This is a genomic window from Streptomyces hilarionis (genome assembly GCF_024539675.1).
In the GTDB taxonomy this organism is placed as follows: domain Bacteria; phylum Actinomycetota; class Actinomycetes; order Streptomycetales; family Streptomycetaceae; genus Streptomyces; species Streptomyces hilarionis.
In genome coordinates this window covers 36,141-53,037 of the sequence record NZ_JAHHIT010000036.1, presented here as the reverse complement: position 1 = coordinate 53,037, position 16,897 = coordinate 36,141, and the positions used below count along the sequence as shown (strand labels likewise).

Sequence of the window (16,897 nt, the reverse complement as noted above, 5' to 3'; positions counted from 1 at the left end):
TTTTCGCCCCCGGTCCGCCGACCGGCGGTCCGCACACCATGATTCGACGGCGCCGGAGTGAAGTCCACATGCAATGGGGGGAGGGAATTGTCCCCTGGAAATGAATGACCGGGCAGACGGCTTTTCCTGCTCATTCCACGATTGCTTTCCTCGGTCGCGTTCCGCGGAGCCCGCGGCACGCCCCGTCCGGTGGTCTCGCCTTCAGGCGGCACCGGCCGGTGCTCGTCGGCCACGTCCGCGACCTCGCCCGACAGCGACGCGACCACGACGAGGAGCACGACCGCGAGGGGGAACGGCTCACCGGCGAACTCCTCGCCCAGCACTCCGACCGCCGCCCGACCGCCGCCCGGCCGCGAACCCCGCTTCCGCGCCCGGTGTTTCGCCGCCTCCGCACCCGCCTGTGCGGGGTACAGCCAGCCCTTCGGGTGCCGGGCCTCGGGCGCCGGCCGTCACACCTCATGCTCTCCCGGGTGAGTTGCCGCGTGACGCGGACCGCGACGGCGCCGCGGGAGGAGTCCGGGTGGCTCGGCCCGCTCCCGCGCAGGCTCGCGCCTCTTCCAGGTAGCGGGCCACCGGGCCCAGGGTCAGCATTCCGCAGGCGGCGCCGGCGTGTTCCTCGCGGGCATCGTGCAGGACGGCCGCAGCCCGCGCGGCGATTCCGCGCTCGTCGAGTCGGACCGCGGCGCGGGCCGTCAGGCACCACATCGCCTCCTGCATGTGGTCGCGCGGTGGTGCGGGCACCGCGACGAGGGCTGTTCGGGCCTCCTCGGTCCGGTCCTGGGCGAGGAGCACGAGGGGGCGCGCCCAGGGTCGGTACGGGCCCCAGTCGAGGTGCGGGTCGGTGGGCGCCGGCCGGTCGTGCAGCAGGCGCAGGCCGAGGAGAGCGAGCGGGAACAGCCCGCGGTGCAGCCCTGGCATGCCGGCCGTCCGCAGGGCGTCGTCGGCAACGCGGTAGTGCGCCGCGGCCGTTGCGGGGGCCGGTCCGCCGGGTTCGGTGCTGCGGGCGGCCGTGGCCCGGGCCCTGAACCACCCGGTGAGGACGCGGACGAGGGACGCCTCGGTGGTGGCGGCGAGCTGGTCGGCCGCGTCGGCGTGCGAGGCCGCGGCGTCGAGGTCGCCGAAGGCCGAGGCGGATTGCAGGCGGACGAGTCGACCGAGTACGGCGAAGTTCGGCAGCTCGTGGCGGGTGGCCAGGTCGAGGATCTCGGCGCCGGTCCGCTCTCGCGCCGCCGCGAGGCCGGGGCGGGTGAAGGACTGGAGGAACACCCCGTTGAGGGCGAAGGCCAGCAGGGCGGGATCGGCCAGGTCCCGTGCCAGCTCCTCGGCTCGGCCCGCCGCCTGCCGAGCGCGCCGCAGCTCGGTCTCGGACTGATCGGCGCTCCGGCTCTCGGTGGCGATCGTGGCCAGGAGGCGGGCGACCAGGTCGGCGGGGCCGTCCGAGCCGAGCGCGGCGAGCGTGCGCTCGGCGGCCGCGACGACGGCGCGGGACTGCTCGGGGTCGTCGGCCCGGCTCCAGAGGGCGGGCACGTCGTAGGCGCCGATGATCCGGGCGGTCAGGGCGATGTCCCCGGTGCGTTCCGCCGCCTGGACGGCGGCGAGGCGGTCGCGCCGCGAGTGGACGAGGGCGTCGCCGCCCGCCAGGGCGAGGGTGCGGGCCAGATCGACAGTGGTGCGCGGGCCGAGCCGGACACCGTGGCCGGTCCAGGTGGTCGGTGCTGCTTCGGGAGGGCCGGCCTCTTGGAGGATGTCCGTCTCCAGTCGCCGGAGGCCGGGGCCGGGGTCGAGTCCGAGCTGGCCGACGAGCATCGTGCGGGCGCGGCGGAGGGTGGCCAGGGCGTCGGCCCGGCGGCCCGCGCGATGCAGCGCGCGGGCGAGCAGACCCCAGGCCGGCTCGCGCCACGGGTGTTCGGCGACGTGGGCGCCCAGTGCGGCGACGAGGTCGTGTCCTCCCCCCGCGTCGAGGAGGATGCGGGCGCGCAGTTCCACTCCCTCGAGCCTCAGCTCCTCGAGCCGGGTCCGCTCGCGCTGCGCCCATGCGGAGCCGGTGACGTCGGCGTAGGCGGTCCCGCGCCAGGTGTCGAGTGCCGCGCCGAGGTCGGTCACCGCCTCGGGGTCGCGGCGGGCTCGGGACAGGGCGTCCTGGAACCGGTGGACGTCCACGTCCTCGCGCGGCAGGCGCAGTGCGTAGCCGGGGCCTTCGGTGACGATGACGCGCGGCGGAGTGCGGGGCGGCCGGTCGGGTTCGAGGGCGCGGCGCAGGGCGGCGACGAACGTGCGCAGAGCGCCCACGGCGCGGGCCGGCGGTTCGGTCCACAGGTCGTCGACGAGGGTGTCGGTGGTGACCATCCGTCCCTCGGCGGCGACGAGCCTGCCGAGGACCTCACGATGGCGCGGTCCGCCCAGGTCAGCCGGGCTGCCGTCGTCACGCAGAGCCCGCATCGCACCCAGCACGTCGATTCGCATGCCCCCATCCTCCGTGCCGGGGCCCACCGCGCCCAACCGCACGGATCGGCTGCTGATCGGCTGCTGATCGGCGTCGCGCACGCTGGCCCTGTCGCGTTCCCGACCCGAAAGGACGTTCCCTCGTGACGCTCACCATTCCCGGCTTCGACCACGTCCGCCTGCCCGGTGCGGACGGTGTGGAGCTGGCCGCCGCCGTCGCAGGCGTGGGCAGCCCGCTCGTGCTGTTGCACGGTTTTCCCCAGACCCATCTGATGTGGCGGCACGTCGCCGAGCGGCTGGCCGGCGAGCACACCGTCATCTGCCCCGACCTGCGGGGTTACGGCGCCAGTGACAAGCCGGCGGCCACCGGCCCGGCTGTGTACGCCAAGCGCACCATGGCCGCTGACATCGTGTCCCTGGCGGCTGCGCTCGGCCACGAGCGCTTCGCACTCGTCGGCCACGACCGGGGCGCCCTGGTCGCCTTCCGGGCGGGGCTCGACCATCCGGAAGTCATCACGCACCTCGGCATCCTCGACATCGTGCCGACGCTCGACATGTGGAACGTCCTGCACGGCGTCTCTGCGGCGGTCGGCTACCACCTCTTCCTGATGGCACAGCCGCCGGGCCTGCCGGAGGCGATGATCGCGGGCAGCGCGGACGCGTTCTTCGGCTCGTTCCTCGACTCCTGGGCCGACGACCCGACCGCCCTCCCCGAGGAGGTGCGGGCCGCGTACCTGCGGGCGAGCGCCTCGGCAGTGACGTCGATCGTCGCGGACTACCGGGCCTCGGCGGGCATCGACGTCGCACACGACCAGGCGGACCTGGACGCCGGATCGCAACTGGCCATGCCCGTGACGGTCGTCCAGCAGGACTGGGGCGCGCGACTGGGCTACGACGCGGCCGGGGTGTGGAAGGCGTGGGCGCCGGACCTGGACCACCGGCTGACCCGGGCGGGGCACTTCATGGCCGAGGAGTCACCCGACGAGATCGCGGCGGCCCTCCGCGACCTGCTGGCCCGCTGACCTCCCCGTCGGTGCGCCCGGGGCCGGCGCGGCATCGTCCAAGGGCCGCGTCCCCGCACGGATTCGAGAAGGAGGGCGAGAAGACTCAGGGCGGCCCGGCCGGCATCGGCGGCCACCGTCGCCGGGACTCGATTACCGGCCATCAGCCGGAGCAACCGTCCTGAAGTCGCGTTGAGGGCCGACCGCCGCGCCTCTAGCCTCCTTGCACGATCGAATGGAGGCACAGTTCATGGCCCGAACAGTGAGCCTGTTGTCGACGGCGGTCCTGGCGTCCGGCGCCCTGCTGGGTGTCGGTACTCCGGCGGGCGCGGCCGACCCCGCTCCCGAGGTCATTCCGATCGACCTCATGCTGGCCGGTTCCTACACGGACGCGGCGCGCGAGGCGATCGAGATCTGGAACACCGCCGTCCCGTCGATCAAGTTCGTCGAACAGGACACTCCGGCGGCGCTGCGGGTCATGGAGTACAAGACGGCCAAGGGGGTCCAGTCCCACGTCAACATCAAGGGCGCGGGACGGGGTTGGGTGTACCTCGAGGTCGGGGACGCCCAGCTGTACAAGCCCTCCCGCATCGTCGTCCACGAGCTGGGCCACATCCTGTCGTTGCCCGATCTCGGCCCGGGCAGCCCGTGCTCCAAGGTGATGTCGGGCGCCTGGGGAGGATCGGACTGCGTCGACACGCAGCCCGACGCCGCGGAGAAAGCCGCCGTCAGGGACTTCTTCGCCGCCAACGACGTCGGCGACCGGGTCCCTTGGTGGGGGTCGAGCCCGGCCGTGCGGTAGGACGAGGCGACGTCGGGACTCCGGCCCCGCTGCCGTCCGCGCCGCGCGTCGTCGGGCCGCTGGTCAGTGTTCGGTGGCGCGGTGGACCAGGTCGGCCGGGTCGGTGTTGCTCCCGCACAGCACCACGGCGATCTTCTCGCCGGGTGCGGGCCGGTAGCCGGTGCTCGCCGCGGCGGGGTGGTTCGGCACGTCGCCGTCCGGATCTTGCGGGTCGAATGACGTGAGCGCGGCCAGGGCGGTAGCCGCTCCGTGCTCGACGGCCAGCTTGCGATGGTCCCACAGCGCCTGGCGGGCGCCGACGATCTCGTCGTCCGGCACCAGCACCGAGCGCACGCCGTCCTGCCGGGCGGCGGCGAGGGCCATGGCGGAGGTGCGACGGGCGCCGAGCGAGTCGGCGGCGATCGAGTCCACCGGGACGTCGACCACGTGCCCGGCCCTGATCGCGGCGTGCAGCGCGCGGCAGTTCTCCGGCTCGACCGCCACGGTACGGATGCCGTGGTGCCGGGCGGCGGTGGCCACCCCGGCGAACAGGCCGCCGCCGCCGACGGCGACCACCACGGTGTCCAGGCCCGGGATCTGCCGGTGGATCTCCTCCAGGAGGGTGCCGGCCCCGGCGGCGATCAGCGGGTGGTCGTAGGCGTGGCTCTCCAGGGCGCCGGTGGCGGCGAACTCCTCGCACGCGGCGAGCGCCTCGGCGTACTCCGAGCCCACCAGCCGGACCTCGGCGCCGTGGCCACGGAGTGCGGCGACCTTCACCGCCGGGGCGGTCGTGGGGAGGAACACGGTGGCCGGGACGTCCTGCTGCCGGGCGGCCCAGGCGCACGCCAGACCGGCGTTGCCGCCCGACGCGATGGTGACCCCGGCGTCCGGCAGGGTGCCGGCGTCGCGGTGAGCCTGGAGGAAGTTCTGCGCGCCACGGGCCTTGAACGAGCCGGTGTGCTGCATGAACTCCATGGCCAGCCACACCTCGCAGGACTGCTCGGGCCCGTCGTCCGGACGGTCGCGCCGGGCGGTGCGGATCGCACCCGGATCGACCGGGGCCAGGGTGACGGGGCGGACGCGTCCGGCGATCCGGTCGGTGGCGGCCTTGACGTCGTCGTACGTGAGCTCGTGCACGTCGCTGCTCCTGAGATGAGGTGGTCACGACCCGGCGATGAACCGGCCGGTGGCGGTCGGGCCGAGGAAGAAGACGAAGACGGAAGACGGCGAAGGACGAAGACGGCGATGGCGGTCCGGCTCAAGCGGTGCGGCGGCGCACGACGCGGTGTCCGGAAGGGCCGGCACCCGGACGGCCGCGTCGGCGCCCTCGACGAGGAGCGAGACGGTACGCTGTACCGTACACTGACTCACATGCCGAGGCAATCCGCTTCCCTGGACCGAGCCACGCCGGAACGGATCGCTGAGCAGGCCCTGTCGATCGTGGATCACGACGGGCCCACCGCGCTCAGCTTCCGCACCCTCGCGTCCGCGCTGAACATCTCCGTCGCGTCCCTCCAGCGCCGCTGCACCGACCTCGCCGGCCTGCTGGACCTGGTCACCGACCACCTCGCCGCCCGCCTGCCGGACATCCCGCCGGGCACCGACTGGGCGAGCACGACCGAGGCGCGGTTCACCGCCCTGTACGCGCTGCTGACGGACCATCCGGGCCTGGTCGCCCTGCGCGGCGCCCGGCCCTGGCTCGGCCCCCAGCTGCTCAAGCGCCTGGTGGAGCCGCAGCTCTCCGACTCCCTAGCGGCCGGCATGACGCCGAACGAGGCAGTGGTCGCCTACCGGCGGCTGTACCTGCTGACCCTGGGCAGCGCGAGCTTCGTCGACCACCGCGACCCCAAGGCCGTGCAGGCCGTCACCCGGCAGGCGCTGGCCGCGCTCGACCCGGAGGAGTTCCCGACGCTGACCGGCCAGCTCGGCTCGGTCCTGCCCGCCCTGGCCGACCACGAGGTCTACTTCGGCGCGCTCCGCCAGCTCATCCGCGCCGCCGATCCGGCCCGGACGGCCGCGACCCCCGGCGCACCCCCCGGGTAGACGGCCGAGGAGCGGTAGGGCGGCGCAGCCGCGGGGCGGCGCTCTGCGGGCCGACCGGTCGGCCGAGCCCGGAAAGATGAGGGCGGACCCCCGAGGGACCGGTGCGCCGGGAGCGAGGCCGGCCGGCCCGCCCCCGGGACGTCCGCGGCGGTGGCGCACCGGCCGACGGCTTCGGCGCCAGGGCGACGAGATCCGCCCCGCCCCAGCGAGTCACCCGCAGACGGACCGGCGCAGGCGGACCCGGCGCGGGCGCACCTCGGGAGGCGCCGGCTTCAGGCGTTCATGCGCGGGTCGATACGTCGTGGTCACGCGAGGGCGAGGAAGAGCTTCTCCAGTTGCTCCTCGTTGAGGTCGCCGCCGTCGGGCGAGGTGAGGCACTCGCGCATGTTGGTCGCGATGATCTTGAAGCCCGCCCGGTCCAGGGCGCGGCTGACGGCGGCGAGCTGCGTGACCACGTCGCGGCAGTCTCGGCCCTCTTCGACCATGGCGATCACCCCGGCGAGCTGCCCCTGGGCCCGGCGCAGCCGGTTGAGCACGGCGCGGACGGCGGCCTCGTCGTGACCGGTCGTCGCGGAGGCCTCGGTGGGCTCGTCCGTGGCGGCCTTCTCCGTGGCGGCCTGCGGTGTGCGTGACGTCATGTACAGCTCCTTCGTCCGGGGGCCGACGGCCGATACGCCCTTGATGCGTTCGCCGGTCCTCCCGCGTGAGGAGGGCCACCTCGGCTCCCACTATACCCCCCGGGGTAATTTGCTACGGTGGAATCAATACCCGGGGGGGTATCTACGAAGTGAGGATGTGACGACACTCGTGTTCTTCGTCGACACGATCGAGATCGAGGGGCTGGGCAACCGGCACTACCTGGCCGGAGGCGCGCACGCGGCGGTGGCAGTGGATCCGCCGCGCGACATCGACCAGGTGATCGCCGCCGCCGCACGGCGCGGGGTGCGCATCACGCACGTGGTGGAGACGCACCTGCACAACGACTACGTGACCGGCGGGCTGGAGCTGGCCCGGGTGACCGGAGCCGCCTATCTGGTACCGGCCGACGCACGCGTGTCGTTCGCCCGCGTGCCGGTCCGCGACGGCGACGTCGTGGGCATCGACTCCGGTCTGAGCCTGCGGGCCGTGGCCACGCCCGGTCACACGCCGCACCACACGGCCTACGTGCTCGAGGAGGACGGCGTCGCCGCGGTGGCGTTCACCGGCGGTTCGCTGCTCATCGGCACGGTGGGCCGGCCCGATCTGGTCGAGCCACGCCTGACCGAGCAACTGGCCCGGGCCCAGCACGCCTCGGCCCGCCGGCTCGCGGCCGAGCTGCCCGATGCCGCCGCGGTGCTGCCCACGCACGGCTTCGGCAGCTTCTGCTCCTCCGGCGAGGCCGGGGGCGACTCCGGCACCATCGGCCGGGAGAAGAGCGTCAACGACGCGCTGACCAAGGACGTCGACACGTTCGTCGCCGAACTGCTGGCCGGTCTGGAGGACGTCCCCGCCTACTACACGCACATGGGCCCTGCCAACGCCGCGGGCCCCGCGCCGGTCGACCTCACCGCGCCCGCCGTCGCGGACGGCGACGAGATCGCCGCACGGCTGGCGGCCGGCGAGTGGGTCGTCGACCTGCGCCACCGGGTGGCGTTCGCCGAGGGGCACGTGGCGGGCTCGTTCAACTTCGAGGCCGACGGCAAGCTCGCCACCTACCTGCCCTGGCTGATGCCGTGGGGCAAGCCGGTCACGTTGCTGGCCGACGGTCCCGAGCAACTGGCCCGGGCGCAGCGCGAACTGGTCCGCGTCGGTGTCGACCGGCCCGCGGCCGCCGCCACCGGAACGCCCGAGCGGTGGGTGCGCGACGGCGAAGCGCCCGCCTACTTCCGCCGAGCGGTCTTCCGGGACCTGGCCGCCGAGCGCGAGGCGGGACGCGGACCGGTGGTGCTGGACGTGCGCCGCGACTCCGAGCGCGCCGGCGGCTGGATCGAGGGCTCGGTGCACATCCCCGTGCACCAACTGCCGCAGCGGATCGGTGACGTGCCGGCCGGGACGGTGTGGGTGCACTGCGCGGGCGGCATGCGCGCCGCGATCGCGGCGTCCCTGCTGGACGCGGCCGGGCGGGACGTGGTCGCCGTGGACGCTGGCTTCGACCGCGCCGCCGCTGCGGGCCTGACCGTGACCCTGCCCCGGCCGTGACGAACGAAGACCCTGGCTGCGGGCCCGCCCGCCGCCTCAGGGCATGCGAAGGAACACTCTGATGCTCTTCTCCCGCCGCGGCCCCGGCCGCGTGACGCTCCCCCGTCCCGGCGCCTGGCGCATACCGCTCTCCCGTCTCGGACGCCGCCGCGCGACGCCCTCCCGGCCCGGGCCCGGCCGCGTGACGGCGGCCGAGGCCCGACGAGCCCTCCGGGAAGGGACGGTGCTCCTGCTGGACGTCCGTGAGGCCACCGAGTGGCAGGCCGGACACGTGCCCGGCGCCCACCACCTGCCGCTGTCCCGGCTGGCCGCCGGCGCCGACGTTCCCGGCGCGCGACCCGGCATGCGCCTGGTGACGATCTGCCGCTCGGGCCGCCGTTCCCAGGAGGCCGCCCGTCTACTGTCGAAGCAGGGCTTCGAAGCGGCCGACGTGATCGGCGGCATGGAGCAGTGGGCCCGTCGCGGCCTGCCGGTCGAGGACGATCGCGGCAGGCCGGGCACCGTCGCATGAGCACCCTCATCCTGGCGCTCACCGCCGGCGCGGTGGTCGGGCTGGTCCTCGGCGGGCTGGGCGGCGGCGGCAGTGTGCTGGCCGTGCCCGCCATGATCTACCTGCTCGGCTTCAGCCCGGTCGCGGCCACCACCGCCAGCCTGATCATCGTGGTCGTCACGTCCCTGACCGGCCTGCTCGCCCACGCCCGCGACGGCAACGTCCGCTGGGGGCCCGGCCTGCTGTTCGCCGCCGCCGGCATCCCACCCGCCCTGCTCGGCGGCGCGACGGCCGGCGAGATCCCCGCACCGGTCCTGACCGCCGCGTTCTCGGTGATCGCCGCCCTCGCCGCCTGGCGCATGCTGCGCCCCGGCCCCCCGCCCCGGCAGAGCGCCGGGCCGGTGAAGGCCGCCGGGGCCGGCGCCGGGCTCGGCGCCCTCACCGGGCTGCTCGGCGTCGGCGGCGGCTTCCTCGCCGTACCCGCGCTGCTCAGTGTGCTGGGCCTGCGGATGAAGGCCGCCGTCGGCACCAGCCTCCTGGTCATCACCGTCAACTCCCTGGCCGCCCTGCTCACCCGCGCCCACACCGCCGACGGCCTCGACTGGACCGTCCTCGCCCCCTTCGCGGGGACGGCCGTCCTCGGCGCCTGGGACGGCAAACGTCTCGCCGCCAAACTCCCCGCCCAGCGGCTGCAACGGCTGTTCGCCCACGTCCTGCTCGCCGTGGCCGCCTTCATGCTCCTCGACACCCTCATCTGACCCCCAGCGAAAGCAGGAGAACTCCCCGTGTTCACCACCCTCGACGCCACCACCGCCCGCGAGCGCCTCCACACCCTGACCGTCATCGACGTCCGCACCCCCGGCGAGTACGCCACCGGACACCTCCCCGACGCCCACAACCTCCCCCTCGACGACCTCGACCGGGCCCTGCCCGCGCTGCGCGAAGCCGCCGGCCGCGGCGAGCTGCTCGTGGTCTGCGCCTCCGGGAACCGCTCACGGGGCGCCTGCGAACTGCTGGCCCGCCACGGCATCCCCGCCGCCACCCTGGACGGGGGCACCACCGCCTGGGCCACCTCCGGGGGCGACCTGCACCGCCCGGCCGCCACCGCCCGCCCCCGCTGGGCCATGGACCGCCAGGTGCGCCTCACCGCGGGCAGCATCATCCTGCTCGGCCTGATCCTGGGCGCGCTGGCCCACCCCGCCTTCGAGCTGCTCTCCGCCGCCGCCGCCGCGGGCCTGGTCTACTCCGCGCTCTCCAACACCTGCGCCATGGCCTCCCTGCTCGGGAAGCTGCCCTACAACCGCACCGACCGGGCCGCCCTGGACACCACCATCACCGCCCTGCGCCAGGGCTGAGCCCGCTGCACCGAAGCGGTCGCAACCGTCGACGAGCGGCTGCGGCCGGCACGGGTCCGAGGCGTCCTGGCCGTCGACGTCGTGGACCCGTCCCACCTACGCACCAACGCACCAACGCACCAACGCACCAACGGATCTGATCACCGCCTGGAGGTCCGTAAAGCGCTTTGCCCGATCGATCCGACCGCGCCTATCGTTCGACGTCCGAGGGGCGGTCGTCGTGGGGGTGTTCGTCCGGATCAGGGGCTGGCTGGAGTGCGACGACGAGCAGCTCGCCCAGGTCGAGGAAATCGTCGGAGCCGACGATCCCGATCGGACCTGACGACCCGGAGGCGTCATGCCCTTGCAGATGAAGTTGAGCGCGATAACCCTCGACTGCCCGGATCCACTGGCGTTGGCGGCGTTCTACCAGCCGCGTCCTCACCGATCCGGTCGGGCACCCTTTCTGCATCGTCGCGAGAGCCGACTGAGCAGTTCGGGTGGGACGGCCGGAAGACGCATCCACGGTGGGCCCGCCCGGCACATGCGGGACGGCTCTCCCCCATGCCGGGCAGGCGCCGCGGAAGTCCGCCGCTCAGACGCGCGACGTCAGTCGTCGGAGTGCGGTGCGAGGGGCTGACGCATGGCCGCCCAGGAAGCGAGCAGGCGCAGGCCCTCCTCGGAGGGGGAGCCGGGTTCGGCGGTGTAGACGGTGAGGGTGAGGCCGGGCTCGGCGGCCATGTCCAAACCCTCGTACGCGAGCGTGAGGTCGCCGACGGCGTGGTGGTGGAAGCGTTTGGTGCCGGTGCCGTGGTGACGGACGTTGTGGGCGCCCCAGCGGGTGCGGAACGCGTCGCTGCGGGTGGACAGCTCGCCGACGAGGTCGTGGAGGTCCTTGTCGTGGGGGTTGCGGCCCGCCTCGGTGCGCAGAATGGCGACGGCGATGTCGGCGGCGAGGTCCCAGTCGGGGTAGAAGCGGCGCGAGGCGGGGTCGAGGAACTGGAAGCGGGCCAGGTTGGCCTGGTTGCCGACCGTGGCGTAGACGTCGTCGGAGAAGGCGCGGGCCAGCTGGTTGGCGGCGAGGACGTCCATGCGGCCGTTGCGGACGAAGGCCGGGCCGGCGGTGACCGCGTCCAGGACCCATCGCAGGCTCCGCCGGGCGGTCCAGGCCCGTCCCGTGCGTCGACGGGGCCGGGCGAGGACATCGGAGCCGTCGGCGGCCCGCGCCAGGTTCAGGAGGTGAGCGCGCTCGGCGTCGTCGAGCCGGAGGGCGCGGGCGACGGCTTCGAGGACGGCCGGTGAGGCGCCGGCGAGGTGGCCGCGCTCCAGTTTGGCGTAGTACTCCACGCTCAGGTCGGCGAGCGCGGCGACCTCGCTGCGGCGCAGGCCGGGCACCCGTCGGCGGTTCCCGGCGGGCAGGCCGGCCAGCTCCGGGGTGATCTTCGCTCGCCGCGAGGTCAGGAACTCGCGGACCTCTGCTTGGTTGTCCACGCTGTCGACGGTACGTCCCGTCCGCGTCCCCAGGGATGTACTGCCTGTACACCCCTTGGCGATGTCTCGCTGCGGAGCCGGAGAGCGGGTTACCTGGAGGACGTGGTGCTCTCCGCCCGGTCGTCGCGACCGGGTCGTGCACCTGGCCCTGCACTCGGCGTGCGGCCCCGGCATCCGGGGCCGCACGCCTCGGCAAGCTAAGGAATCCCTCTCATGCGCGGAGCAATGATCCACGCCCCCGGTGACATCCGCTTCGAGACCGTGGAGGACGCGAGGATCCTCCATCCCACCGACGCCGTCATCCGTACGGCCGTGACCTGTGTGTGCGGCTCGGACCTGTGGCCCTACCGGGGCGCGGAGCCGACCGAACAGGCGCATCCCATGGGGCACGAGTACGTCGGCTTCGTGGAGGAGGTCGGCTCCGAGGTCACCTCGGTGAAGCCGGGCCAGTTCGTCGTCGGCTCCTTCGCGACCTCGGACAACACCTGCGCGAACTGCCGCAACGGCTTCCAGTCGAACTGCCTGAACCGCGAGTTCATGTCGACCTGCCAGGCCGAGTACGTGCGCATCCCCAACGCTCAGGGCACCCTGGTCGCCACCGACGAGGTGCCGGGCGAGGAGCTCTGGCCGGGTCTGCTGGCCGTGTCGGACGTGATGGGCACCGGCTGGTGGGCGGCGGACGCCGCCGAGGTGAGGCCCGGCGCGACCGCGGTGGTCGTCGGCGACGGCGCGGTGGGGCTGTGCTCGGTGATCGCGGCCAGGGAGATGGGGGCGGAGCGCGTCATCGTCATGTCGCGCCACGAGCCCCGGCAGAAGCTCGCGCGCGAGTTCGGCGCCACCGACATCGTCACCGAGCGCGGCGAGGAGGGTGTCGCCCGGATCAAGGAGCTGACCGGCGGCATCGGCGCCGACTCCGTGCTGGAGTGCGTCGGCACCGCCCAGGCGATGAGCCAGGCCCTGCACTCGGCCCGGCCCGGCGGCAACGTCGGCTTCGTCGGCGTTCCCCACGAGGTCGCCGTCGACGGTCAGGAGCTGTTCTTCTCCCACGTCGGCCTGCGCGGCGGACCCGCCCCGGTGCGCGGCTATATGCCCGACCTGATCCACCGCGTGCTGGAGGGCCGGATCGACCCGGGCAAGGTCTTCGACCTGACCCTCCCCCTGGAGCAGGTCGCCGAGGGCTATCGCGCGATGGACGAGCGACGCGCCATCAAGACCCTCCTCAAACCCTGACCCACCCCTCCCCTCCACTCGTACCATTGCCCCGCCACCCGTTTAGGGAGCTTCCGTGCAGATCACCCGTAGCTCGATCGACACCGTCAAGGGGCCGGCCGACTGGTTCACCGGCGACGTCTACATCGACGCCGTCGCCGCCGCTCCCGCCCCCTCCCGGGTCACCGCCGCCCTGGTGCACTTCATGCCCGGCGCCCGCACGCACTGGCACCGCCACCCGCTGGGCCAGACCGTCTTCGTCACCGAGGGCGTCGGCCTGTGCGGGCGCCGGGGCGGCCCGGTCGAGGTCATCCGGCCGGGCGACCGCGTCCTGTTCGAGGCGGACGAGGAGCACTGGCACGGCGCCGCCCCGAACCGCCTGATGGTCCACCTGGCCATCAACGAGGGCGACGACGACCACGCGGTCGTGCACTGGCTGGCCCCCGTCACCGACGACGAGTACCACGCCGCCCCGGCAACCGACTGACCCCGGAGCCCCGTCCCGCCGCCCCCTCCTCGTCCACGCTCTCCTGCGAAAGGCCCCAACGTGACCACCTTCGCTCTCGTCGGCGCCGGCCCCGGACTGGGGCTGGCATCCGCCCGTCGCTTCGGCGCCGCCGGTCACCGCGTCGCGCTCCTCTCCCGCGACGCCGACCGCCTCGACGCTCTCACGACCGAGTTGGACGGCGACGGCGTCCGGGCCCGCGGCTTCACCGCCGACGTCCTCGACCCCACGTCCCTGACCGCCGCCCTGCGCGCGGCGGCCGAGGACCTGGGGCCGGTCGAGATCCTCCAGTTCAGTCCGGCGCCCCGCGCCGACTTCATGAAGCCGGTCCTCGACACCACCGCGGCCGACCTGGAGGACCCGCTCGCCTTCTCCGTCACGGGCCCGGTGACCTGTGTGCACGCCGTGCTCCCGGGGATGCGGGAGCTGGGCCGGGGCACGCTGCTGTTCGTCAACGGCGCCAGCGCCGTGCGCCCCCACTCCGAGCGGGCCGGCACCTCGGTCGCCTTCGCCGCCGAGAGCGCGTACGCCGCGATGCTCCACCGGACTCTCGCACCGCAGAACATCCACACGGCCCAGCTGATCGTCCCCGGCGTCATCCACCCGGACGCCGAGCGCACCAGTCCCGACGCGCTCGCCGAGCAGCTGTACGCCATCCACACCGAGCGCGGCGCCTTCCGGCACTACGCCGAGCCGATGCCCGCATGACGGAAACCTGAACGCCCTTCATCGCCAGGGCAGTTCACCGCCGTCGGTTCCGTGCGGTTCCGGCAGCCGCGCTCTACGGCGAAGGCGACCGAAGTGCCGGCACCACGCCGAGCCGATGGGGCGCGATGCCCCGCCACGGAACCTCCTACGAACCACGAACCACGAATTACGAACCGCGGCCGACCGGCTCGGCCACCCGGACTAGGGGTCTACGAGAAGCACGACACGGTCGGTCTCCACATCGAAGCCGAGCACTGGATGGCCATAGTGGCCTTCCGGGTCCATCAGGACGGGCTTGTCGAGCCGCCTTCCGATCTCTCGCAGGAAGCCGCAGAACACATCGAGTCGATCCTGGCCCTGCAACTCCCGCAGGTCGACGTCGAAGTCGACCTCGTCGTCGGCAGAGAACCGGAAGATCGCCAGCACATCGGCAGTGGGCCAGACCCGCAGGTTCGGGCACTCGGCGTCCGCTCGGCGGGCCAGCACGGCCTCCGCCCGGGGCACCGGCAGCAACGTCTCTCCCTCGGAGTACTGGCACTTCCAGCCCTTCTCCGCGACAAGATCGAGGACCGCCTGCCAGTCCTGCACCGAAGCATCCGAGACACGCATGTCCGGCAACGACCCCATCAAGTCAGGGTCGAAGAAGGACCTCACGTCGTCCCACACCAGATCGGCCACCCCGCGATACTGCCCGACACCTCGACCTGACGCACTCATTCACGGTCCTGCGGGCGGGGCCGAACCGTTCGCCAGCGAGGGGCTTCGTCGTCGGGGACGTTCGGGGAGGGGAAGTGGAACGGCGCCTTGAGGTGGGCGGCCAGGGCCCGGCCGGCCTCTGCGGCGGCGAGGGCTGGAGGGGGGCCGCCAGGACGGTGGTACACGGTGGCCAGGTGGCCTTCGCCGTCCGGGTCGTCCAGGACCACGACCAGCAGCACGAACCAGTCGTGGACGGTATCGCCGTCCCAGAGTGCCTCGACAGCGGCCACGCGACCCGGGAGGGCCGCAGCGCGAGAGGCGAGTGAAGGGACGTCGAGAGGGTCGGGAGGCCTGCGCCGCACCTGATCGCCGAGGGCCGCGTACCGCGCGTGGACCACCTGCTCCGCCTCGTGCAGGCTCACCCCCAGAGGGCGAAGGGCATCCCTCACGGACTTGACCGCTGTGATCATGCGATCGCGCAGCACGTCGGCGTCGACCGCCCGGCGAGTGCGTTCCTCCAGGTAGTCCCACCAACCACTCACGGGGCCACCGGGAGGGATTCCATCGCGTGCGGCCGCATCCGTCGACGGTATCCCTGTGGCTCTACGAACCGCCAGACGGAGTCCGCGCGGCAACAACGGCGCGCGACGGAGCATTCGGGGTGTGCCGGGGCGGCGGTGACGCGTGCGGCTGCGTCGGGTCGCCGCGCGCGCTCCCTTTCCGGATGGGCGCCTCGCGGGCAGGGTGGGCGGTTGTCGGGGGCGCAGCCGCTCCGACGACTCGGCGGGGAGGGGCGTGCGGGGTGGACGAGATCCGTTTCGATGACCGGGTGGCCGTGGTGACCGGCGCGGGCCGCGGGCTGGGCAGGGAGTACGCCGCACTCCTCGCGACGCGAGGGGCGAAGGTCGTCGTCAACGACGTGGGGACCGGGACCGACGGACGCGGGACGTCGCCGTCGCCCGCCCACGCCGTGGCCGAGGAGATCCGGGCCGCGGGCGGTCATGCGGTGGCCGACGTGCACGACGTCGGCACCACGGACGGCGCCGCGGGACTGGTCGCAGCCGCCATGCGACGGTGGGGGCGGCTGGACGTCCTGCTCAACAACGCGGGGATCGCCGTCCTGCGCCCGTTGTCGGAGCTCACCGACGAGGAGTGCCGCCGGGTGCTCGCCACCCACGTGGGCGGGACGCTGAACATGCTGCGTGCGGTCTGGCCGCACATGGCGGCGGCCGGGTACGGCCGGATCGTCAACACGTGCTCCGACGCCCTGTTCGGCGACAGCGGACTCAGCGTGTACGCCGCGGGCAAGGGCGCCGTGCTCGGCCTGACCACGGCGTCGGCGGCCGAGGGGGCCGCCGTCGGCATCAAGGTGAACGCCGTCGTGCCCGTGGCCGCCACCCGGATGTCCCTGGAGGCGGTCCGGGACGACGAACAGATGACCGCGCTGCTCACCGGTCTGTTCCCCGTCCGGCATGTCGCGTCCGTGGTCGCCGTTCTGGCCCACGAGACGGCGCCGTGCAGTGGCGAGCTCCTGCACGCGGCCGGACGCCGGGTGGGCCGGATCTTCCTCGGCGCCACCGACGGCGTGGTCCTGGAGGCGGACCCCACACCCGAGACGGTCCGGGCCCTCGTGCCGCGGATCCGCGCGACCGAGGCGTTCCGCACGCCGTCGAGTGTCGGCGAGTCGATGGCCTACTCCCTCGCCAGGCTCGGCGTCGGGAGCAGCGAGCCGCTCGCCCTCGACCTCAAGACTCCGGCCGCCCTGGATTGACGGACCACCACGGATGGACGTCCCTCGGGGTGATCGGGTGCGGATGCAGCGGCCGGCACCGATGCACGGCGGGCGGGGGTCGACGGGCGACGGGCGACGGGCCCACGGGAGTCGACGAGGGTCGGCGGGCCGACGGGGTCGAGGGGCCGGCAGGGTCGAGGGGCCGGCCGGCGCCGCCTCGATGCCGACCCCCCTACTTGGCGAAACCTTTCACCGCTCGCCCGGAGCGCCAGTGGCGGCGGCCGGGG

Annotated in this window: 17 protein-coding genes and 1 pseudogene; 12 read left to right on the top strand and 6 right to left on the bottom strand. The window is 73.7% G+C overall.

The genetic code is table 11. The annotated features are described in order from the left end of the window. Nucleotides 1–456: 456 nt before the first annotated feature. Nucleotides 457–2,463, bottom strand: coding sequence for an AfsR/SARP family transcriptional regulator (locus KMS84_RS06020; RefSeq protein WP_256915001.1), 2,007 nt, complete (start codon nt 2,461–2,463; stop codon nt 457–459). Between the two features lie 122 nt (nt 2,464–2,585). Between KMS84_RS06020 and KMS84_RS06015 the strand changes: the two genes are divergently transcribed. Both KMS84_RS06015 and KMS84_RS06010 read left to right on the top strand, forming a co-directional pair. After that, nucleotides 2,586–3,464, top strand: a complete 879-nt coding sequence (locus tag KMS84_RS06015) for an alpha/beta fold hydrolase (RefSeq protein ID WP_256915000.1) — start codon at nt 2,586–2,588, stop codon at nt 3,462–3,464. Nucleotides 3,465–3,693: 229 nt separating this feature from the next. Further along, nucleotides 3,694–4,245: a snapalysin family zinc-dependent metalloprotease gene (locus tag KMS84_RS06010; protein WP_256914999.1), complete on the top strand. Its 552-nt coding sequence runs from the start codon at nt 3,694–3,696 to the stop codon at nt 4,243–4,245. Nucleotides 4,246–4,308: 63 nt separating this feature from the next. Here KMS84_RS06010 and KMS84_RS06005 read toward each other — a convergent pair whose 3' ends face one another. Next, nucleotides 4,309–5,361, bottom strand: a complete 1,053-nt coding sequence (locus KMS84_RS06005; RefSeq protein ID WP_256914998.1) for a threonine/serine dehydratase — start codon at nt 5,359–5,361, stop codon at nt 4,309–4,311. Between the two features lie 234 nt (nt 5,362–5,595). Between KMS84_RS06005 and KMS84_RS06000 the strand changes: the two genes are divergently transcribed. Further along, nucleotides 5,596–6,267, top strand: a complete 672-nt coding sequence (locus KMS84_RS06000; RefSeq protein WP_256914997.1) for a TetR/AcrR family transcriptional regulator — start codon at nt 5,596–5,598, stop codon at nt 6,265–6,267. 305 nt (nt 6,268–6,572) lie between these two features. Here the strand turns inward: KMS84_RS06000 and KMS84_RS05995 are convergent, their stop codons facing one another. Continuing rightward, the gene (locus KMS84_RS05995) at nt 6,573–6,803 is read right to left on the bottom strand and encodes a metal-sensitive transcriptional regulator (protein ID WP_256915027.1); all 231 of its coding nucleotides are present in this window, start codon (nt 6,801–6,803) and stop codon (nt 6,573–6,575) included. Nucleotides 6,804–7,074: 271 nt separating this feature from the next. On the opposite strand from KMS84_RS05995, the gene KMS84_RS05990 reads away from it, so the two are divergent. The 5 genes and pseudogenes from KMS84_RS05990 to KMS84_RS05970 form a co-directional block, all read left to right on the top strand. Further along, nucleotides 7,075–8,445, top strand: a complete 1,371-nt coding sequence (locus tag KMS84_RS05990) for a rhodanese-like domain-containing protein (RefSeq protein WP_256915026.1) — start codon at nt 7,075–7,077, stop codon at nt 8,443–8,445. A gap of 61 nt (nt 8,446–8,506) precedes the next feature. Next, complete coding sequence (locus KMS84_RS05985) at nt 8,507–8,956, top strand: rhodanese-like domain-containing protein (RefSeq protein WP_256914996.1); 450 nt, start codon at nt 8,507–8,509, stop codon at nt 8,954–8,956. Then, nucleotides 8,953–9,693, top strand: coding sequence for a sulfite exporter TauE/SafE family protein (locus tag KMS84_RS05980; protein ID WP_256914995.1), 741 nt, complete (start codon nt 8,953–8,955; stop codon nt 9,691–9,693). The genes KMS84_RS05985 and KMS84_RS05980 overlap by 4 nt, the downstream gene beginning before the upstream one ends. 27 nt (nt 9,694–9,720) lie before the next feature. After that, entirely contained in the window at nt 9,721–10,290 is a 570-nt protein-coding gene (locus KMS84_RS05975) for a rhodanese-like domain-containing protein (RefSeq protein ID WP_256914994.1), read from the top strand. Nucleotides 10,291–10,627: 337 nt separating this feature from the next. Then, nucleotides 10,628–10,702 (top strand): annotated as a pseudogene (locus tag KMS84_RS05970) (VOC family protein); the annotation flags it as partial. 176 nt (nt 10,703–10,878) lie between these two features. Here the strand turns inward: KMS84_RS05970 and KMS84_RS05965 are convergent. Further along, complete coding sequence (locus KMS84_RS05965) at nt 10,879–11,760, bottom strand: helix-turn-helix domain-containing protein (protein ID WP_256914993.1); 882 nt, start codon at nt 11,758–11,760, stop codon at nt 10,879–10,881. Between the two features lie 213 nt (nt 11,761–11,973). On the opposite strand from KMS84_RS05965, the gene KMS84_RS05960 reads away from it, so the two are divergent. Genes KMS84_RS05960 through KMS84_RS05950 form a run of 3 tightly spaced genes read left to right on the top strand, consistent with a single transcriptional unit; the run spans nt 11,974 to nt 14,182 of the window. Then, nucleotides 11,974–12,990: a zinc-dependent alcohol dehydrogenase family protein gene (locus tag KMS84_RS05960; RefSeq protein WP_256914992.1), complete on the top strand. Its 1,017-nt coding sequence runs from the start codon at nt 11,974–11,976 to the stop codon at nt 12,988–12,990. Nucleotides 12,991–13,045: 55 nt separating this feature from the next. Continuing rightward, entirely contained in the window at nt 13,046–13,456 is a 411-nt protein-coding gene (locus KMS84_RS05955) for a (R)-mandelonitrile lyase (protein WP_256914991.1), read from the top strand. 60 nt (nt 13,457–13,516) lie between these two features. Beyond that, a complete protein-coding gene (locus tag KMS84_RS05950; RefSeq protein WP_256914990.1) occupies nt 13,517–14,182 on the top strand; it encodes an SDR family NAD(P)-dependent oxidoreductase in 666 nt (221 codons plus the stop codon). Between the two features lie 201 nt (nt 14,183–14,383). Here the strand turns inward: KMS84_RS05950 and KMS84_RS05945 are convergent, their stop codons facing one another. Both KMS84_RS05945 and KMS84_RS05940 read right to left on the bottom strand, forming a co-directional pair. Next, nucleotides 14,384–14,860 carry a hypothetical protein gene (locus tag KMS84_RS05945; protein WP_256914989.1) on the bottom strand — a complete coding sequence of 159 codons (477 nt, stop codon included), beginning with the start codon at nt 14,858–14,860 and terminating at the stop codon, nt 14,384–14,386. 35 nt (nt 14,861–14,895) lie between these two features. After that, complete coding sequence (locus tag KMS84_RS05940) at nt 14,896–15,420, bottom strand: hypothetical protein (protein ID WP_256914988.1); 525 nt, start codon at nt 15,418–15,420, stop codon at nt 14,896–14,898. A 260-nt stretch (nt 15,421–15,680) separates the two neighbouring features. Here KMS84_RS05940 and KMS84_RS05935 point away from each other — a divergent pair, with 260 nt between their 5' ends. Then, entirely contained in the window at nt 15,681–16,649 is a 969-nt protein-coding gene (locus KMS84_RS05935) for an SDR family NAD(P)-dependent oxidoreductase (RefSeq protein ID WP_256914987.1), read from the top strand. Nucleotides 16,650–16,897 lie beyond the last annotated feature (248 nt).